The following is a 17,627-nucleotide window of genomic DNA, read 5'->3' on the forward strand; positions in this document are numbered from 1 at the left end:
CCCGCTCGCCGCGACTATTCGGGTTGTGTAAGAAGGAAACTGAGTAAGTTTCCGGAATGCCATAGATGTCTCAGACCATTACCGTATTCACAACGATGAAGAATGAAGGCCCGTACATGTTGGAATGGGTGGCCTATCATCGCATGTTGGGGGTCGATCATTTTGTAATTTTTTCGAATGATTGTGAAGACGGCACAGACGACATCGCGCGCAGGCTTGAGGAAATGGGATGGGCATCTCATGTCGACAACAAGGTGGCTGAGGGCGGCAACCCGCAACACCAAATGCTGCGGCGTGCACGGCGGCACCCAAAAGTGCAACAAGCGGGCTGGCTGATGTGTCTGGATGTGGATGAATTCTGGAATATCCGTTGCGGTGACAACAGTTTCGCCGCTTTAATCGAAGCGGTTGAGGAAAAAGCAGCACAACCTGTGGACGCGATTTCCTTTGCCTGGAAGCTTTTTGGAAGTTCCGGGAATATAAGCTTGGAAGACAAACCCGTAACACAGCTTTTCTCGATGTCGGATCTGGAGTTTCCACACCATTCCGGGCGGGCTTATGGGCTGAAAACCCTCTTCCGAAACAACGGCAAGTTCACGCGTTATGGCCCGCACCGCCCTAAGGGCATGGAAGAGGGCAAGGAACACGAAGTTGCCTGGTCGGATGCCGGTGGGAACTTGTTTCCCGCCGCCGACATTGGTTGGCGCGCATGGCGCGGGTTCGACCATTCATTTGGCCGGCTGCATCATTATTCGGTACGATCATTGGACGGGTTCCTGATCAAGCGCGACCGCGGGCGGACCAATCACATCAAGGTGGATCAGGGCCAATCCTATTGGCGGGATATGAACGCCAACAAGGAAGAAGACCGCTCGATTCAGCCTGTGGCCGAGCGGGCCATCCCACTTTTGGCCGAGTTGAAGGCTGATCCCGATCTGGGGCGGCTGCACGCACAAGCCTGTGACTGGCACCGCAGCAAAGCCTCGGAAATCAAAATGCGGCCGGACTGGGTCGAATTCCGCTCCTGGTTGGCGGATAATCTTGTTTGAAACCCATGGTAGATGACCTTTCCAAAGATCAGCTCCAGCCCGAGCATCCCGATCGAAGGACGGGATATGAGCGTATCCTGACCGATCCGGCGCCGCCCTGGTTTGTCGAATTGTACCCGGGCGGCAGCGGATCCGGTTTCCTGCAAAAGTTGGACCGGCACGCGATCCTTTATCATCAACGCGACACGTCCCGGCTGGTGGTCAGCTTTGACAATATTGCCAACGTTAACGATCTGTCATTTGCCCGGGAACCTTGGGGGTGGAAGTTCTTTCGCGATATAGGTTGGTCGCATCTTGGCGTTATTGCGCGAACCAAGGCTTGGTATCGCGACCCAGAGATCATCGCCTATCTTCAGGCCAAGGCGACCGAGGGCTTTTTTGAACAGTTCGATCAGGTCGTGTTTGCCGGCGCGTCGATGGGTGGGTTTGGTGCGCTTGTGTTTTCTGCGATCGCACCGGGATCGATTGTGATCGCCTTCAATCCGCAAACCACCCTGGATGAGCGGTTGGTTCCCTGGGAAACCCGATATCGGTTTGGTCGTGTACAGGATTGGGATTTACCACTGAGTGATGGGGCCGAAACGCTAGGTTCCGCACGCAGGGCTTATGTTTTCTATGACCCGTTTTTTGATCTGGACCGGCGACACGCGGCCCGCTTGCAGGGATCAAACACGACTCTGTTAAAAACCTGGTCTTCGAACCATTTCGCGGCGCCTATGTTGCGGAAGCTCAACCTGTTGAAGCCTGTCATGCTTGGGGCAATGGACGGCACCTTGGAGCCGCCGGAATACTACCGGATGATGCGGGCCCGGCGCACGCTGCCGATGTATATGCGCGGTGTTGAAGCGTACGGCAGCGAACGCCATCCAAAGCTGGTCAGCAAAGCACGCAAGAGGTTCCAGTCACTGCGCCGTCAATTGGCGGCAGAAACCGCCCGGAAGTCGCAATGACGTCGGAAACGGGCTTTTTTATTGGCCAGCGCAAGGACAGAATGGGCGCGCGGCTTCTTATGATGCTGACCTGCATTCGGCTAGCCGAGGACTTCAGTGCGGACTATCGGGTGAACTGGTTCCCACAGGGGGCGGATGCACCGGAACTTGACCACCCGCAGGAGTTGTTTTCGAAAGACTGGATGGACGGGCACTTTCTTGACCAGAAAGAGTTCGATTCACTCAGCAAAAACGCCTTGCCAGTTTGGGCTTTTCAAAGTGACCCGTCCCCTGAACGGCTTAAGGCGCACTTGGCATCGGGCCGCTCGGTATTGGTCGAGGAAGGGTTCGAGGTTCTGGCCTTTCCCTGGGAAGATATCGAAGCCATCCGCCCACGTTATCGGCAATTCATTCATCGGATCGGATTCACTGATCAGATACGCGCTATCATGGAGCGGGCCGATGACAAACTCTCAGGACAGGGCGTATCGGCCTATCACATCCGGCGCGGTGACATTCTGAACGGGTTGCCCTGGAAGCACACGACATGGCCAGCCAAGATTGAACCAGAGGAACTTTACGAAGCACATCTGGAAAAGACCAAGGGGCAGGCTGCAATCATGTTTTCGGATCAGCCGGAGCTGATCGCTCGATTTCAGCAACGCTTTCCAGAACTGATGCAAATGGCGGATATCGCTGACCTCTCCAGTCTTACACGAGCGCAGCGCGATTTTCTGGAACTCTACACGATGTCTCGGGCCGATCAGGTGATCGCGCCGTTTATCTCGGCCTTTTCGATGGCTGCCGCGCGGGTCTCCGGCCAACAGAGAAAGGTTTTCCGCGACGTCCTGTCCGAAGACGAACTGCAGATTGCCAATGCCCGCGTGATTGCGCGCGCAGCAAAAGGGCCGGGCGCATTTCTGAATACCTCTGAAGCTGCGCATGTCTATTCCAAGGCGGTGCAATACCTCATTGCGCAGGACTTGTGCCAAGAGGCCTACGAACTTGCTCAACCCATTCTTGACGCAGGTGCAGACAATGCGTTTCTACCACTGCTTCAGGCATTGAACTGTTTTTATCTGGGCCAGTGGCAGGAAAGTGAGGCTCTGGCGCGTCAGGGTCTTGAGAACCAACACCTCTGGCCCGAAGACCACGCGGTTCTAAGTGCATTGCGCGGGGCCATTCTGGGGGCTCAGAAAAAGCGTTGGGGGGCGAGCCTTCAGTTCGGAAAAGCGTTCTGGGCCAAACCCCTGCGGCCCGATGTTGTCGTGCTGGGTTCGCGAATGCTGTATCGTGATCAGCTGGCTTTCCGTTTGTTTCCTCCTGTGGACTGGGCGTTGCAGCGCAGCCTGCGCCAACGCCGATTTCCACCGTTCAACAATTTGTATCTGGTGCAGCAGAAAGTGCTCGCTCGACAGCCCTGCAATTTTGACATGATCCTGATGGATTGGTCAGAACTGGCGCTGGATCAACGGGCAAGACGTTTGTTGGGCGATGGTCCGCGCCTGGCTACTTTGCAGGCCGGTCTGGACAACGTCTCGGATATTGCTTCTGAAGACCCTCAATTTAGAAGCTTCGCATCGGTTCTGCAGATGCGGATGGGTCAACTGTCTCCGGCAAAGGCCATAGACAGCGCTCGGCAAGTTGTGGCTGAACGCCCGGAAAATGCGCTGTATTACAAACGGCTGGCCGAGTTGTACGAAACCGAGGGAGATGCGGGGCGTGCGCGCCGCACCATGGCCGAGGCGCTGGCCTGTGACCCGGAAAACCCTTTTCTCGTATTTGCTATGGGGCGTCTGCTGGAAAGGCTCGGTGCGTCTGAGCAGGGGGAGAATCAGATTTTGCAGGCTGCGGATATGGACGAGGGAACGGCTGCAATTCAGGGTCTGGCCGGGCAGATACTTTTGCGGCGCGGCAAAAAGGGAAAAGCGCGTCCTTACCTTCGAAAAGCCAGTGAACTGTGCCCGACGTTCAAACGCTTTGCCAATCAACTGAAAAGGGCTGGGAATTGACGTTTATTACCGGATTAAGAACGATCCTGAAGCGGTGATAGTCGTTGGTTTGTCCGGTCAGTGTGTTTAATCTTAAACAAAAATCAGGCAAGGCGCGCAGGCGCAGCAGGGAATGAGGCAATCTGAAATGGCAGAACAGGATCCGCGATTTGTCAGCGTAACGCCGATGAAAAACGAAGGACCCTTTGTGCTTGAGTGGGTGGCGCACAATCAGGCAATCGGTATTGATCAGATGGTGGTCATGACAAATGACTGCACGGACGGCACCGATGCTCTGCTTCAAAGGTTGCATGAACGTGGGATCGTGACCCATGTGGATAACAATTCCCACCGTCGGACCAGCCCTCAGAAACGAGCCTACAAGACATTTCTTGCGATGGAAGTGGCGCGTCCGCAGGACTGGGTCATCGTCATCGATGCTGACGAGCTTATCAACGTAAAGACGGGGGACAATACGTTGAAAGCCCTGACAGATGCCATTCCCGACGCGCGAACGATTTCGATGACCTGGCGCCTGTTCGGCAATTCGGGCGTCGTCAAATACGAAGACCGGTTTCTGACCGACCAGTTCACACGGGCTGCGCGGGAGAATACCCGAAAACCGCATCAGGCCTGGGGTATCAAGACGATGTTTCAACGCGGTTTGTGGGACACTTTGGGCGTGCATCGCCCCAAATTTTCGACCGTGGAAACCATGTCGGAATGTCACTGGTACAACGGGGCGGGGCAACCCATGCCGGATCGGTACTTCACTGGCAGCTGGCGGTCAGCTCGGGATTCCGTCGGCTACGAGTTTGTACAGTTGAACCATTATGCGCTGAAGTCCTGCGAAAGCTACTTGGTCAAAAAGGTGCGCGGCCGCGCGCACCATACCGGGGGTGATCTGGGCCTGGAATATTGGAACATCATGAACCAGAATGCCGTGACCGATCGTTCCATTGATGCCGTGGCCAGGCGCAAACGAGAACTTTTTGATGCGCTGCTTTCTGATTCCGAGACGGCGCGCCTGCATCACGCGGCTTGCAATTCGCATCAACAACAGATCACAGAGCTGTTGAGTGAGCCCGATATTCAGGACCTGATGGAACAAATGGCCAGCGCCACGGACCCAGCGGCGTGAGAAATGGCAGCGTAATCTTAGATCGCGCCACGCATATTGGCGCGCCGGTATCGAATAGGCGCTATGCCCAAGAAACACCCATAGACAAAACGCGAACGAGGAATTGAGCCAGATGCCAGACAACTACAAAATAGGCATGCTTTGGGTGGAAGGCCCGCTGAGTTTTCTCGAACAATTGTGCATCGTTTCCTTTTTGCACGCAGGCCAAGGTGTCAGGCTCTACGTTTACAATAATGTCTCCAACATCCCGGACGGTGTCGAAGTTCGAGATGCGCGCGAGGTTCTGCCGGATGAAGACTTTGTCATACACGGCCGAACCGGAAGCCCTGCTCCCCATGCAGACAAGTTCCGATATCGTATGCTTGCACAAGAACCCGATCTGATTTGGGCAGATACGGACGCATATTGTATAAGGCCTTTTGTACCCACGGATGGTCACTACTATGGCTGGATTACGGCTTCTGAAGTCGCGAACGGTATAATGAAGCTGCCGCCAGACAGCCCAACCTTGCAAGACCTCATTCGGTACACGGAAGACCCTTATGCGATCCCTCCCTGGGTCGCTCCACGCCATAAGAAAGCTCTGATTGAGGCGAAGGAAAGCGGCAACGCGAAACATGTCGGTGAAATGCCCTGGGGTGTGTGGGGACCTTCTGCCTTGACCTGGCTCTTAAAGCGTCATGGTGAGGACAAGAACGCAATGCAGTCACATATTCTATATCCCATTCCCTACGAAAATCGCAGGGTCATGGCGCGCGCAGGTGGTAACTTTCAACAGTTCATTCAACCTGACACAGTTTCTATCCACTTTTATGGACGTCGGATGCGCCCTTTCTTGCGGAACCGTTTTGACAGTATTCCTCCTGAGGACAGTCTGATCGGGCAGCTAGTTGAGAAACACGGTATCGACCCGGCCGCAGCTCCGATCTAAACGATTCTTCCCGATGTGGGGCTGGATGGTGAAGTTGGCGCCTATCGGCCCGGGATTGACACGGATCAAGCCGAATACGCGACATTGTAGGCCGGATCACTCAACCTGGATCTCTTGCCGCAATCGGCCTGTGGTTTTGTCGAAGATCAATATCCGGTTGTCATCAGTCACAACGGCGTACCAGTTGTTTCCGATGGTCACCGCTTGAGCTTTGGCACCGTCGGGCAACTCGATCTGCTCAGGTAGGGTGGGTATGCGGTCCGATAAGCGGATGACAATCAATGCGAATGTCACTAGAACCCCGCCAATCATCACCGCGGTCAGAAGCATGACCATGCGACGCAACAAGCGAAGCTGTGGCGTCTCCTGCGGCTCCAGAGGTTCGGAAGGGTCTGTCATGGGCACTCGCCTGATTGAGTTTCATATTGCGGCTGCACCGCCGCCTCGTCTTGATAAGGCGCTTTCACGGGATGTGCCAGATGGCGAGGCCCTGTCGCGAACGCGGCTGGCCCGCCTGATTGGCGAAGGTGCCGTCCGCGTGAACGGTATCGTGGCGGCGGACCCGAAGGCGAAAGTAGCCGAAGGCGCGCATATTGAGATTTCCGTGACCGAGGCCGAAGACAGCCATATCGGACCTGAAGATATTCCGCTGCAAGTTGTCTACGAAGACGCGGACCTGATTGTGGTGAACAAACCGGCAGGCATGGTTGTGCACCCGGCGCCCGGATCCCCAAGTGGGACTCTGGTAAATGCGCTGTTACATCATTGCGGCGATGGTCTGTCAGGCGTGGGTGGGGTGAAACGGCCCGGCATCGTGCATCGCATCGACAAGGACACCAGCGGCTTGCTTGTCGTAGCCAAGTCTGACGCGGCCCATCAGGGGTTGGCAGCGCAGTTTGAAGCGCACACTGTCGAACGATACTATCGCGCGATTTGTTACGGCATTCCGGATGCAAATGATCCGCGCCTGCGCGGGATCAAGGGCGTCAGTTTCGAACCCGGCAACATCATGCGCCTGACAACACAACTGGCGCGGCACAAGACTGACCGGCAGAAACAAGCCGTTCTGTTCCACGGTGGGCGCCACGCCGTGACGCGTGCTCGGGTCGTCGACACTTACGGAACGCCCGGCACGTTGGCGTTGATAGAATGTTGGCTGGAAACGGGCCGGACACATCAGATTCGTGTGCACATGGCCCATGCCGGGCATGGGCTGGTCGGTGATCCCGTCTATGGTGGCAAACGCAAACTGGCCGCGCGCGCATTCAGCCCCGAGACCGCCGAAGCTGTCAGGGAATTTCCACGGCAAGCCTTGCATGCGGCGGTGTTAGGGTTTGAGCACCCAGTTACCGGCAACATGTTACGGTTTGAGGCCCCGCTTCCGGATGACATGGAAACCCTACTGAACCAGTTGCGTGCGCCGTTGACATAATGTGCAAAGGCCTGTGAAGAAGGCAGTTTTAGCTTTTCTTAATCAATGCTTAATTCCAGACTGTTAACAGATCCTCTTGAATGTATCGGGTCTGGTACCCATATCCCATGTTAAGGACTTAAACATTTGTCCAAGGGGCAGAAATAAATGGCAAATTACACAAATCTTCCAGCGCCCACGCCTGAAGGTGGGCTGAACCGCTATATGCAGGAGATTCGCAAGTTTCCCCTGCTGGAGCCGGAAGAAGAATATATGCTGGCCAAACGCTGGGTCGAAGAACAGGACACCGAGGCTGCGCATAAGATGGTTACATCCCATCTGCGTCTGGCGGCTAAGATTGCTATGGGCTATCGCGGCTATGGTCTGCCGCAGGCTGAAGTGATTTCCGAAGCCAACGTGGGCCTGATGCAGGCGGTTAAGAAATTCGACCCCGAAAAAGGTTTCCGCCTGGCGACCTATGCGATGTGGTGGATTCGCGCTTCGATCCAGGAATACGTCCTGCGGTCGTGGTCGATGGTCAAGCTTGGCACGACCTCGGCTCAGAAAAAGTTGTTCTTTAACCTGCGCAAGGCCAAGGCACGCATCGGTGCGCTGGAAGAAGGTGACATGCGTCCGGAAAACGTCAAGAAGATCGCAGAAGATTTAGGCGTAACGGAAGATGAAGTGATCAGCATGAACCGTCGGATGTCTGGCGGAGATGCTTCGCTGAATGCGACCGTCGGGTCCGAAGGCGAAGGAACCATGCAATGGCAGGACTGGCTCGAAGATGAAGATGCGGATCAGGCCGGTGATTACGAAGCACGGGATGAGCTGGAAGCCCGCCGGGAATTGTTGGCGGCTGCTCTGGATGTGTTGAATGATCGCGAGAAGGACATCCTGACCCAGCGCCGTCTGATGGATCAACCGGTCACATTGGAAGAGCTGAGCACGCAGTATAATGTCAGCCGTGAACGCATTCGTCAGATCGAGGTTCGGGCATTCGAGAAACTGCAGAAAAAGATGCGAGAGCTTGCCCGTGACAAAGGCATGCTGGGCAAAGTCTGAGCCACTACAAGAATTCTGAAGAAAGCCGGGCCAATCTCGATTGGGCCGGCTTTTTCGTGCAGACACGGGGCGACTTAAGTCATGACAGAATGGTCCTGCGTTGTTAGAAGAACGGGGTCACGTTTGCGCTAACGCTAGCGGCAGCTCAGATTTCGGGAGGGGGGATTATGCAGAAACCGGTTCATTGGGGTGTTCTTGGTGCCTCGAAATTCGCGCGCCAATTCATGACACCTGCGATTCATGCAGCAAATGGCGCGCGGTTTGCCGGGTTGGCCACCTCTGATCCGGCCAAGGCAGAGCCTTTCCTCAGCTTCTGTCCCGAAATGATTGTCCATGACAGCTATGATGCCCTTTTGTCGGACCCTGCGATCGAGGCTGTCTACATCCCATTGCCCAATCACCTGCACGTCGAATGGAGCCTGAAGGCGCTAGAGGCGGGCAAGCATGTGCTTTGCGAAAAGCCTATGACAATGCGGGCCGAGGAGTTTGATCAGCTGATCGCCAAACGGGATCAGACCGGATTGCTGGCGGCCGAGGCATACATGATCGTGCATCACCCTCAATGGCAGTTGGCGCGTAAACTGATTTCCGACGGCGCAATCGGACGGCTGGCGCATGTCACCGGTGCCTTCAGCTTCGACAACCGTACCGAGGTGCAGAACATCCGAAACCGTGCCGAAACCGGAGGGGGCGGGTTGCGGGACATCGGTGTTTACGTGATCGGAGGCGCGCGATTTGCCTCTGGGCAAGAACCAGTAGCCGTGCAATCCGCGATCCGCTGGGAAAACGGCATCGACAGCTTTACCGAAATCCGTGCTCAATTCCCGGATTTTACCTACTCCGCTTATGTCTCGATCCGCATGCACCCGCACCAAGAGATGGTGTTCCACGGTGAAAAGGGCGTTATTCGTCTGACTGCCCCCTTCAACGCGCGCGTATTCGGGGAGGCGCGCGTGGAATTGCATCGCCCCGGGCTCGAGGTGCAGGTCACGCGGTTCCCGGGCGACGATCACTATAAACTGCAGGTCGAAGCATTTTGCCAAACGGTTCGAAACGGAGACGATTACATCTGCCCGCTGGAATTTTCACGCGGTACTCAAGTGGTGATTGACAAGGTCTTCGACGGAGCCGTTTCACTGTAATTCGATTACTTGCCAATACGACCCTGGCGCGTCTAACCTGTTCCTCACCCAATCAGGAGGGGACTTATGGCCGGTGGCTGGGCACGCGACGGCGCGGTGAGCGAACAGATTGAGGCATCCATTTCGGATGAGCTTGCGCGGATGCAGGCGCAGAAACGCCCTGTGGGCGAAAGCCTGACCCATTGCGCTGAATGCGAGGAACCCATCCCCGAGAAACGTCGACTGGCCTTGCCGGGCGTCAAGCTGTGCCTTGATTGTCAGCAAGACCGGGACGGTGCGTTCAAGGCGCGGGGCGGTGTCAATCGCCGCGGATCAAAGGACAGTCAGCTGAAATAGGCCGTGTCAGGAGGGCGCAGTGCAAGACGGTTCAACCAAAGCTCAATCGTGGTTGCTAAACGGTCTGCTGCTCGGGTTTCTGGCGGCTTTTCTGTGGGGTACGCACAGCGTTATCGTCCGGTACCTGACAAGTGATCTGGGTGGGTTGCAGATTGCCGTAACCCGGTTGTTCATTGCGGCGCTGGCAATCTACGCGATGTTGCGCGTTATGGGCGCGCGGGCCTCGATCCGTTTCGATGACTGGAATTTTCGCCTGGCCGTTTTTGCCACGGTCGTGAACTACATCCTGTTTCACATCGGCCTTGAGCATACGGGTGCGGCCAATGCGATGGTGCTGGAAAACACCGCCCCGTTCTTTGTGTTGGTGTTTCTGTATTTCTTTGCCGACACGCCCATTGGGCGTACAGAATTTGTCGCGACGGCGTTGGCGATATTAGGTGTGTTTTTAACGGTCTATCAGGATTTTCAGGGCGGCGGAGAACCCTTGCTGGGTGATCTGATGGAAATCGGCGCGGGGTTCAGCTGGGCCGTGTTTCTGATTGCCAGCAGCCGCGCAATGCGATCCTCGCAGTCGACCGCAGAACGACTGAATTTCCTGTTCGGAATCTTTCTGTGTTCGGGCGTTCTTTTGGTGCCGTTGGCATTGTTTTCGCTGCAGATTCCCAGCGCCAACGATGTGGTGTTCCTGATCCTGCTTGGAATTTTTCCGACCGCATTGGCGTATTACCTCTGGTATGAGGCGGCGGCGCGGGTTTCGACACTCACGGCAACATTATTGTTCGCCTCGTCGGTCGTGTTTACTTTTGTCAATTCGGCGGTGTTTCTGGGCGCAGCCATTACGCCGATGGCGATACTGGGGGCCGTGTTGATCGTGGCGGCCATTTTCCTGACTTCCATGAAAAAGACCGAAGACTGAAGGGGCAGGCCGCAAAGACCCGCCCGTTATCGTGTCAGCCTTCCATCGCTTCCAGCTCGTCAATAAAGCCGGAAATCATCGACAGGCCCTTATCCCAAAATTTCGGATCGCTGGCGTCCAGGCCAAACGGAGCCAGCAGTTCGGAATGGTGTTTCGACCCTCCGGCGCGCAGCATTTCAAAGTACTTGTCCTCGAAACCTTCGGCACCACTCTCGTAAACGGAATAGAGGGCGTTCACCAATCCATCACCGAATGCGTAGGCGTAGACGTAGAACGGCGAGTGCACGAAGTGGGGGATATAGGCCCAGAAAGTCTCATACCCGTCCATATATTCGAATGCCGAGCCAAGGCTTTCGGCCTGAACGCTCATCCACAAGGCGTTGATGTCATCGGGGGTCAGCTCACCCTCACGCCGGGCTGCGTGCAGTTTGCACTCGAAGTCATAAAAAGCGATCTGACGCACGACCGTGTTGATCATGTCCTCGACCTTGCCGGCCAGCAGAATTTTGCGCTGTTCCGGTGTCTCGGCCTGGTCCAACATTTTACGGAAGGTCAGCATTTCGCCGAACACGGATGCGGTCTCGGCCAGTGTCAGGGGCGTCGATGACAGCATCTCACCCTGATCGGCGGCCAACACCTGATGCACGCCGTGGCCCAGCTCATGCGCCAGTGTCATCACGTCGCGCGGCTTGCCCAGATAGTTGAGCATTACATAGGGGTGAACCTCGGTCACCGTGGGGTGGGCAAACGCGCCGGGGGCTTTGCCGGGTTTCACGGCAGCATCGATCCAGCCTTTGGAAAAGAAGGGCGTCGCGATTTCGCCCATGCGTGGATCGAAGGCGTTGTAGGCGTCCATCACCGTTTTCTGGGCCTCGGCCCAGTTGACGATGCGAGTGTCTTCCATCGGAAGGGGCGCGTTGCGATCCCAGACCTGCATGACATCCAGACCCAGCCACTTACGTTTCAATTCGTAATACCGATGGCTGAGCTTGGGATAAGCAGCGACAACCGCCTCGCGCAGGGCTTCGACCACTTCGGGTTCTACATCGTTCGACAAGTGGCGCCCCGTTTGCGCAGTTGGCATGTTGCGCCAGCGGTCGACGATTTCCTTTTCCTTTGCTTGCGTGTTGTGCACGCGGGCAAAGGTTTTGATGTTGTCCTGAAATACTGACGCGAGTTCCCGGGCGGCCGCCTCGCGCTTTGCGCGGTCCTGCTCGGTCAGCAGGTTCAGAGTGCCTTCGATGTTCAGTTCCTCACCATCCACGGTGAATGTCAGCCCGGCGATGGTTTCGTCAAATAGACGTTCCCACGCATCGCCAACCACGCCCAGATCGTGCAGAAATTTCTCCAGCTCGTCAGACAGCTGGTAGGGTTTCATAGCGCGGATGCGGCGGAAGACTGGCTCGTACCGGGCCAGCGCAGGATTGGCGTCAAAATGCGCTCGTAGAACGTCGTCTTCAATGCGGTTGATCTCGAGTGTGAAGAAGACCAGTGGCGTAGTGAAGACAGTGATTTTTTCCTGCATGTCCGACAGAAATTTCGCGCGATCAGCATCGGTGGTAAGCTGGTAATAGCGCAGCCCGGCAAAAGACATGATGCGGCCTGCAATGGTATTGATCTTTTCATTGCGGTGCACACACGTCAGCAAGCTTTCGGCGTCCAGTTCGGCCAGTTTGCCTTCGTAATCTGCTGCGAACGAGGCGCATTCCTTTTCCAGCCAATCCAGATCCTGGGTCAGTTCCTGCGCATCTTCGGAGGAATAGAGGTCGGTCAGGTCCCACTCTGGCAAGTCGCCCAAGTTTTCGGCGCCGCCGATTGCGTTTGCGTCACGGACGGGAAAGGGTAGGTCGCGCATGGAACACCTCGAATTGAATTGTTTGCCAACATTTAGGTGTGCGGCGCTAGGATCACAAGCCGACTGATGCGTCCGTGACCCCGCGGATCATTCGCCTGAAAACACCGGCTCGCACGGCCGATCCGAACGGGCTGCGAGGAAATGTGCGGCAAGCTGATCGAAGACAGGGCCGCGTACATTGAGTGCTTCCATCAACACCTCATGCTCGCCATCCGGGATTTCCACCAGAGTGCCGCGCGGCCAGTTTGCCATCCGCGCACGGATCGCTTTTCGATCCACGATTTGCTCGTGACCGCCTAGGAAGGTGAGGCAAGGTATATCGGGCGCCGGCTGATCCATAAGCCAGGCGCATTCATCCAGCGCTTCACGTAGCCAGATGGTCGACGGTGCGCCCAGAGCAAGTTCTGGATGCGCAGTCAGTTGATCCTGCATCATCTTGTACATCGAGGGGTCGCGCGTCAGCATATTGCCTTCGAAAGGTTGTGAGGCGACATAGCTTGCAAATGACGTCGTGGGTGGCTTCTTTTCTCCCAGCCCGAACCTTGGTCCCCAATATGCGGTCAGGCGACTAAGGGGTTTCATGAGTGGTGTGAAAAAGATGCCCCACATCGGACCCGTAAAGGCACAAGCCGCAAAACTGTTGGTTTCCACGGCTGCCCTCAGCCCGATTGCGCCACCCATCGAATGCCCAAGGACATACCACGGTTTCGGTAAATCCAGCCTTGCGGCCAAATCCAAGGTCGCACGAACATCATGCTGATAGTCCGTGAACTTCTCGACATGTCCCACGCGCGGGTCGTCCAGCAACCGGTCGGCCAGACCCTGACCGCGCCAGTCCACAGCGAGCACTGCAAAGCCGCGATTCACAAATTCGGCTGCGCTATCGCCATATTTTTCTATGTATTCCGTCCGGCCTGGAAACAGCATAACCGTTCCAAGCGCGTCGCGATTCGGGAGCCAGTGCCCTACACGGATACGAATGCCATCCGAGGTTTTCAGCCAATGCGCCGTACCACCGTCGGGTCCGCCGGCCACATCTTCAAAGAAAGGGGCCGGCGATAACTCCATCAGGCCAGCACCGAGGCAAGTTTCATGGCAATTCCCATATCTCCATCCACGCTCAGCTTGCCGGACATGAACGCGCCTGTGGGGTTCATCTCGCCGCTGAGGATCTGTTCGAATGTGTCGGCATCCGCGCTTAGGGTGACATCCGCATCCTCGTCGCTGACCCGCGCGCCGTCTGCATCCAGAACGATAGCCCCCAGATCGGCGATAGAAAACTTGGCCGAAGCGTCAAAAGCGCCGCCCGCCAGTTTTTCGTTCAGCGCGGCCGCCGCTTTTTCAAGAATTTCGCTCATGGTCTTCCTCGTTTTGTTTGTGCGCCGTGAATGGACATCCCCGGTCGCAACGCTACACTGAACGTTGTTATGAGCATTGCAAGCACCAAACTCAAACGTATCGTGGCGGCAACGACTCTCCTAGTCACGATTTCCACCAGTTGCATTGCGCAACAAGGTGACTCTCGGGATGAGGCTGCGCTTTTGCAGCAGCTGGCGCAGGCTACGCCGGAACAAGCTGTCGGCATTGATCGCCAGTTGCAGGCATTGTGGTCGCAGTCAGGTTCGGCATCGGCGGACCTTTTGCTCGAACGTGGACGGGAAGCCCTGGATGATGGTGACATCAGCGCAGCTATCGAACACTTGACCGCGCTGACAGACCATGCGCCCGATTTTGCCGAAGGCTGGCATGTCAGGGCGTCCGCTTTTTTTGGCATTGATCGGTTTGGCATGGCGGCGGCGGATCTGGAACATGCCCTGACACTGAACCCGAATAATTACGAGGCTATCTACGGGTTAGGCCTTATTTTTGAGATCGTGGGCAGACCTCAGCAGGCCTTTGAGGCCTATTCCCGTGCGTTGGCTATACATCCCCATCACGAAGAAGTAACCAATGCCCTGAATCGGCTGAAGCCTCAGATTGAAGGCAAGGCACTTTAAGGTCCGGGGCAGGGGGCAAAGGTGAACGGGTCATCCCGAATCGTGGCCGTTCTCGGTCCGACAAACACAGGTAAAACCCATTATGCGATTGAACGCATGTTGGGTTACCGAACTGGTGTGATCGGCCTGCCGCTGCGGCTGCTGGCGCGTGAGATTTACGATAAGATTGTTGCGATCCGCGGTCCATCCGTCGTGGCGCTGGTCACGGGTGAAGAACGGATCGTACCGCCGCGTGCCCAGTATTGGGTTTGCACAGTCGAGGCGATGCCCGAGGCAATGGGTACGGATTTCGTGGCAATCGATGAAATCCAGCTGTGCGCCGACCCCGAGCGCGGCCATGTGTTCACGGATCGACTGCTGCGCGCTCGCGGTACCCACGAGACACTGTTTCTGGGTGCCGACACCATGCGAGGTCCTATAGCGGCGCTGGTACCCGAAGCACAATTCGTTCGACGGGAGCGGATGTCGCAACTGGTTTATTCCGGGTCAAAGAAGATCAGCCGTATGCCTGCACGCAGCGCAATCGTCGGCTTTTCGGTTGAGAACGTCTATGCGATAGCCGAATTGCTGCGCCGTCAAAAAGGTGGGGCCGCTGTGGTTATGGGGGCGCTCAGCCCGCGCACGCGAAATGCACAGGTAGACTTATACCAGAATGGTGAAGTCGATTACCTGGTCGCCACGGACGCTATCGGCATGGGGCTTAATCTCGACGTGAACCATGTGGCGTTCTCGTCTCTGAGTAAATTCGACGGACGGCGGATGCGTCCTCTGGCGCCAAATGAGCTGGCGCAGATTGCAGGCCGGGCCGGGCGTGGCATGTCCGATGGTACCTTTGGTGTCACCGGAGAAGCACCGCCACTGGACGAGGGTGTCGCTCAGGCCATCATGGATAGCCGGTTTACGCCGATTAAGAAGCTGAACTGGCGGAATGCTGCTTTGCGGTTCGGGTCAATCGATGCGCTGATCGATTCCCTCGAGGTCGGCCCAAACGACGAACATTTGATGAAAGCGCGGCCTGCCGACGATCTGAATGTACTGAAATCGCTTTCGCAAGTGGCTGAGATTGCGGCACGTGCAAGCGACGGGCAATCTATACGTTTGCTATGGGATGTGTGCCGTATCCCCGATTTTCGCGGCATCAGCCATGCCGAACACGCCAGTTTGCTTGAAGTGATCTATGAACATCTGCATGAGCGCAGCGCGATCCCCGATGACTTCCTGGCACGTCAGATTCGGCGCATCGACCGAACTGATGGCGATATTGACGCATTGTCCAAAAGGTTGGCATATATTCGCACTTGGACATATGTTGCGCAACGAAACGGCTGGGTGCGTGACGAATCGCATTGGCGCGCCGAAACGCGCGCTGTAGAAGACAGGTTGTCGGACGCTCTTCACGAACGTTTGACTCAGAGATTTGTGGACCGGCGCACATCCGTATTGCTGCGCCGGCTCAAACAGAAGGAGGCCCTTTTGGCCGAAGTAAATGACAAGGGTGAAGTGACCGTCGAAGGAGAATTCGTCGGTCGTCTGGAAGGGTTCCGGTTTACCCCGGACAAAAGCGCGCAGGGAACCGAAGCGAAAGCTCTGAAATCGGCGTCCTTGCAAGCACTCGCGCCGCAATTCCATCTGCGTGCCGATCGCTTCTACAATGCGCCCGATACCGAAATTGATTTTACCGATCAGGGCGGCCTGATGTGGGGCGAATATGCCGTCGGCAAACTGGTTGCCGGGGCAGAGCCTCTCAAGCCGATGGTAGAGGTGTTTGTGGATGAAGCTGCCGGCCCGGACGTGGAACAGAAGGTTCAGCGTCGCCTGCAACACTTCATTGACCGAAAGGTTGCCGCGCTGTTTGAGCCGCTGCTGAACCTGTCACGGGATGAGGAACTGTCAGGACTGGCCAAGGGTTTTGCCTTCCGCATGGTCGAGGCGCTGGGCGTATTGCCTCGTGCCGGTGTCGCGCAAGAGGTCAAGGATCTGGATCAGGACGCACGCGGTGCGCTGCGCAAGCACGGCATCCGGTTCGGTCAGTTCACCATCTTCATGCCGCTGTTGCTGAAACCTGCGCCGACGCGCCTGCGTCTGGTGCTTTGGGCGCTGGCTGGTGGCTTGCAGGAGTTCCCGGACGCGCCGCCTCCGGGCCTGGTTACTGTCCCCGTCGCCAAGGGTGCACCCGAAGGCTACGATACCATGTGTGGATACCGCGATGCCGGTGAGCGTTCGATCCGTATCGACATGCTCGAACGTTTGGCTGACATGCTGCGTGCCGAAGACAGCCGTGGCGGGTTTGAAGCCAAGCCAGATATGCTGTCCATCACTGGTATGACCCTCGAGCAGTTTGCTGACCTCATGCAAGGATTAGGTTACAAGGCCGAGAGAAGCGAGCGTGAGAAAGTCAAACCGGTCGCGGTTGAAACGGTCGAGGCGCCTGAACAAGCGGTAGCAGAGGCGACGGAACACCCTGACGCCGAAGAAACCGCGGTACCGGAAGTCGCGCCCGAAAAAGCCGCGACACCCGCCGAGGAGCCAGCCGAGGCCACCGAAAGCACCGAGGCGGCAGCCGAGGCACCGGCGTCCGAAACAGCTTCGGACGAGCCCGAAGTCGAAGTGTTCTACACCTTTACCTGGGGTCGTCAGCGCCCTGCCAACCGTGGACCGCGCCGCGAACAGCGGCAGGGGCAAGGCAAAGGTAAGCCGCGCGGCAAACCTCAGGATGGGCGCGGCAAGCCGCAGGGCAAGAAGGGGGGCAAGCCACAGGGTGCCAAGTCCTTCTCGTCACGGCCTCCGAAGAAGGAAAAGGCGATCGATCCAGACAATCCGTTTGCAGCAGCGCTGATGGGTTTGAAGGACGGTAACTAATCCAC

Annotated in this window: 16 protein-coding genes; 12 read left to right on the plus strand and 4 right to left on the minus strand. The window is 56.6% G+C overall.

Going from position 1 to position 17,627, the window contains the following annotated elements; all coding sequences use genetic code 11:
- Positions 1-65: 65 nt before the first annotated feature.
- From AC2TDA_RS09575 to AC2TDA_RS09595, 5 genes are all read left to right on the plus strand, one after another.
- Complete coding sequence (locus tag AC2TDA_RS09575) at positions 66-1,049, plus strand: glycosyltransferase family 2 protein (protein WP_480879079.1); 984 nt, start codon at positions 66-68, stop codon at positions 1,047-1,049.
- Positions 1,046-1,999, plus strand: a complete 954-nt coding sequence (locus AC2TDA_RS09580; protein ID WP_480879080.1) for a hypothetical protein — start codon at positions 1,046-1,048, stop codon at positions 1,997-1,999. The genes AC2TDA_RS09575 and AC2TDA_RS09580 overlap by 4 nt, the downstream gene beginning before the upstream one ends.
- The gene (locus AC2TDA_RS09585; protein WP_480845976.1) at positions 1,996-3,990 is read left to right on the plus strand and encodes a tetratricopeptide repeat protein; all 1,995 of its coding nucleotides are present in this window, start codon (positions 1,996-1,998) and stop codon (positions 3,988-3,990) included. The genes AC2TDA_RS09580 and AC2TDA_RS09585 overlap by 4 nt, the downstream gene beginning before the upstream one ends.
- 127 nt (positions 3,991-4,117) lie before the next feature.
- Positions 4,118-5,110 (plus strand): glycosyltransferase family 2 protein, encoded by a 993-nt coding sequence (locus AC2TDA_RS09590; protein WP_480879082.1) that lies wholly within the window; start codon positions 4,118-4,120, stop codon positions 5,108-5,110.
- Between the two features lie 112 nt (positions 5,111-5,222).
- On the plus strand, positions 5,223-6,041 hold the full coding sequence (locus AC2TDA_RS09595; protein WP_480879083.1) for a hypothetical protein: 819 nt from the start codon (positions 5,223-5,225) through the stop codon (positions 6,039-6,041).
- A gap of 96 nt (positions 6,042-6,137) precedes the next feature.
- Here AC2TDA_RS09595 and AC2TDA_RS09600 read toward each other — a convergent pair whose 3' ends face one another.
- Entirely contained in the window at positions 6,138-6,440 is a 303-nt protein-coding gene (locus AC2TDA_RS09600) for a DUF6476 family protein (protein ID WP_480879084.1), read from the minus strand.
- Between AC2TDA_RS09600 and AC2TDA_RS09605 the strand changes: the two genes are divergently transcribed.
- From AC2TDA_RS09605 to AC2TDA_RS09625, 5 genes are all read left to right on the plus strand, one after another.
- Complete coding sequence (locus AC2TDA_RS09605) at positions 6,439-7,473, plus strand: RluA family pseudouridine synthase (RefSeq protein WP_480879085.1); 1,035 nt, start codon at positions 6,439-6,441, stop codon at positions 7,471-7,473. The genes AC2TDA_RS09600 and AC2TDA_RS09605 overlap by 2 nt on opposite strands.
- A gap of 147 nt (positions 7,474-7,620) precedes the next feature.
- Entirely contained in the window at positions 7,621-8,517 is an 897-nt protein-coding gene (rpoH, locus tag AC2TDA_RS09610) for an RNA polymerase sigma factor RpoH (protein ID WP_480845969.1), read from the plus strand.
- 167 nt (positions 8,518-8,684) lie between these two features.
- Positions 8,685-9,659, plus strand: coding sequence for a Gfo/Idh/MocA family protein (locus AC2TDA_RS09615; RefSeq protein WP_480879086.1), 975 nt, complete (start codon positions 8,685-8,687; stop codon positions 9,657-9,659).
- Positions 9,660-9,725: 66 nt separating this feature from the next.
- Complete coding sequence (locus AC2TDA_RS09620; protein ID WP_480879087.1) at positions 9,726-9,995, plus strand: DksA/TraR family C4-type zinc finger protein; 270 nt, start codon at positions 9,726-9,728, stop codon at positions 9,993-9,995.
- Positions 9,996-10,014: 19 nt separating this feature from the next.
- The gene (locus AC2TDA_RS09625) at positions 10,015-10,911 is read left to right on the plus strand and encodes a DMT family transporter (RefSeq protein WP_480879088.1); all 897 of its coding nucleotides are present in this window, start codon (positions 10,015-10,017) and stop codon (positions 10,909-10,911) included.
- A gap of 34 nt (positions 10,912-10,945) precedes the next feature.
- Here AC2TDA_RS09625 and AC2TDA_RS09630 read toward each other — a convergent pair whose 3' ends face one another.
- From AC2TDA_RS09630 to AC2TDA_RS09640, 3 genes are all read right to left on the minus strand, one after another.
- Positions 10,946-12,766 carry a M3 family oligoendopeptidase gene (locus AC2TDA_RS09630; protein WP_480879089.1) on the minus strand — a complete coding sequence of 607 codons (1,821 nt, stop codon included), beginning with the start codon at positions 12,764-12,766 and terminating at the stop codon, positions 10,946-10,948.
- Positions 12,767-12,853: 87 nt separating this feature from the next.
- Positions 12,854-13,834: an alpha/beta hydrolase gene (locus AC2TDA_RS09635; RefSeq protein ID WP_480879090.1), complete on the minus strand. Its 981-nt coding sequence runs from the start codon at positions 13,832-13,834 to the stop codon at positions 12,854-12,856.
- Complete coding sequence (locus tag AC2TDA_RS09640) at positions 13,834-14,124, minus strand: SCP2 sterol-binding domain-containing protein (RefSeq protein WP_480845962.1); 291 nt, start codon at positions 14,122-14,124, stop codon at positions 13,834-13,836. Before AC2TDA_RS09640 ends, AC2TDA_RS09635 begins: the two co-directional genes overlap by 1 nt.
- Before the next feature lie 69 nt (positions 14,125-14,193).
- Between AC2TDA_RS09640 and AC2TDA_RS09645 the strand changes: the two genes are divergently transcribed.
- Together AC2TDA_RS09645 and AC2TDA_RS09650 are read left to right on the plus strand one after the other, a co-directional pair.
- Entirely contained in the window at positions 14,194-14,763 is a 570-nt protein-coding gene (locus tag AC2TDA_RS09645) for a tetratricopeptide repeat protein (RefSeq protein ID WP_480845961.1), read from the plus strand.
- Positions 14,764-14,784: 21 nt separating this feature from the next.
- Positions 14,785-17,622: a helicase-related protein gene (locus AC2TDA_RS09650; RefSeq protein ID WP_480879091.1), complete on the plus strand. Its 2,838-nt coding sequence runs from the start codon at positions 14,785-14,787 to the stop codon at positions 17,620-17,622.
- Positions 17,623-17,627: the final 5 nt, after the last annotated feature.

It is taken from the genome of Ruegeria sp. HKCCD6426, assembly GCF_057221115.1.

Bases quoted from the DNA above. Each gene is read 5' to 3' on its own strand.
- AC2TDA_RS09575 (WP_480879079.1), top strand. From the start codon at position 66: ATGTCTCAGACCATTACCGTATTCACAACGATGAAGAATGAAGGCCCG.
- AC2TDA_RS09585 (WP_480845976.1), top strand. From the start codon at position 1,996: ATGACGTCGGAAACGGGCTTTTTTATTGGCCAGCGCAAGGACAGAATG.
- AC2TDA_RS09590 (WP_480879082.1), top strand. From the start codon at position 4,118: ATGGCAGAACAGGATCCGCGATTTGTCAGCGTAACGCCGATGAAAAAC.
- AC2TDA_RS09595 (WP_480879083.1), top strand. From the start codon at position 5,223: ATGCCAGACAACTACAAAATAGGCATGCTTTGGGTGGAAGGCCCGCTG.
- AC2TDA_RS09605 (WP_480879085.1), top strand. From the start codon at position 6,439: ATGGGCACTCGCCTGATTGAGTTTCATATTGCGGCTGCACCGCCGCCT.
- AC2TDA_RS09600 (WP_480879084.1), bottom strand. From the start codon at position 6,440: ATGACAGACCCTTCCGAACCTCTGGAGCCGCAGGAGACGCCACAGCTT.
- rpoH (WP_480845969.1), top strand. From the start codon at position 7,621: ATGGCAAATTACACAAATCTTCCAGCGCCCACGCCTGAAGGTGGGCTG.
- AC2TDA_RS09615 (WP_480879086.1), top strand. From the start codon at position 8,685: ATGCAGAAACCGGTTCATTGGGGTGTTCTTGGTGCCTCGAAATTCGCG.
- AC2TDA_RS09620 (WP_480879087.1), top strand. From the start codon at position 9,726: ATGGCCGGTGGCTGGGCACGCGACGGCGCGGTGAGCGAACAGATTGAG.
- AC2TDA_RS09630 (WP_480879089.1), bottom strand. From the start codon at position 12,766: ATGCGCGACCTACCCTTTCCCGTCCGTGACGCAAACGCAATCGGCGGC.
- AC2TDA_RS09635 (WP_480879090.1), bottom strand. From the start codon at position 13,834: ATGGAGTTATCGCCGGCCCCTTTCTTTGAAGATGTGGCCGGCGGACCC.
- AC2TDA_RS09640 (WP_480845962.1), bottom strand. From the start codon at position 14,124: ATGAGCGAAATTCTTGAAAAAGCGGCGGCCGCGCTGAACGAAAAACTG.
- AC2TDA_RS09645 (WP_480845961.1), top strand. From the start codon at position 14,194: ATGAGCATTGCAAGCACCAAACTCAAACGTATCGTGGCGGCAACGACT.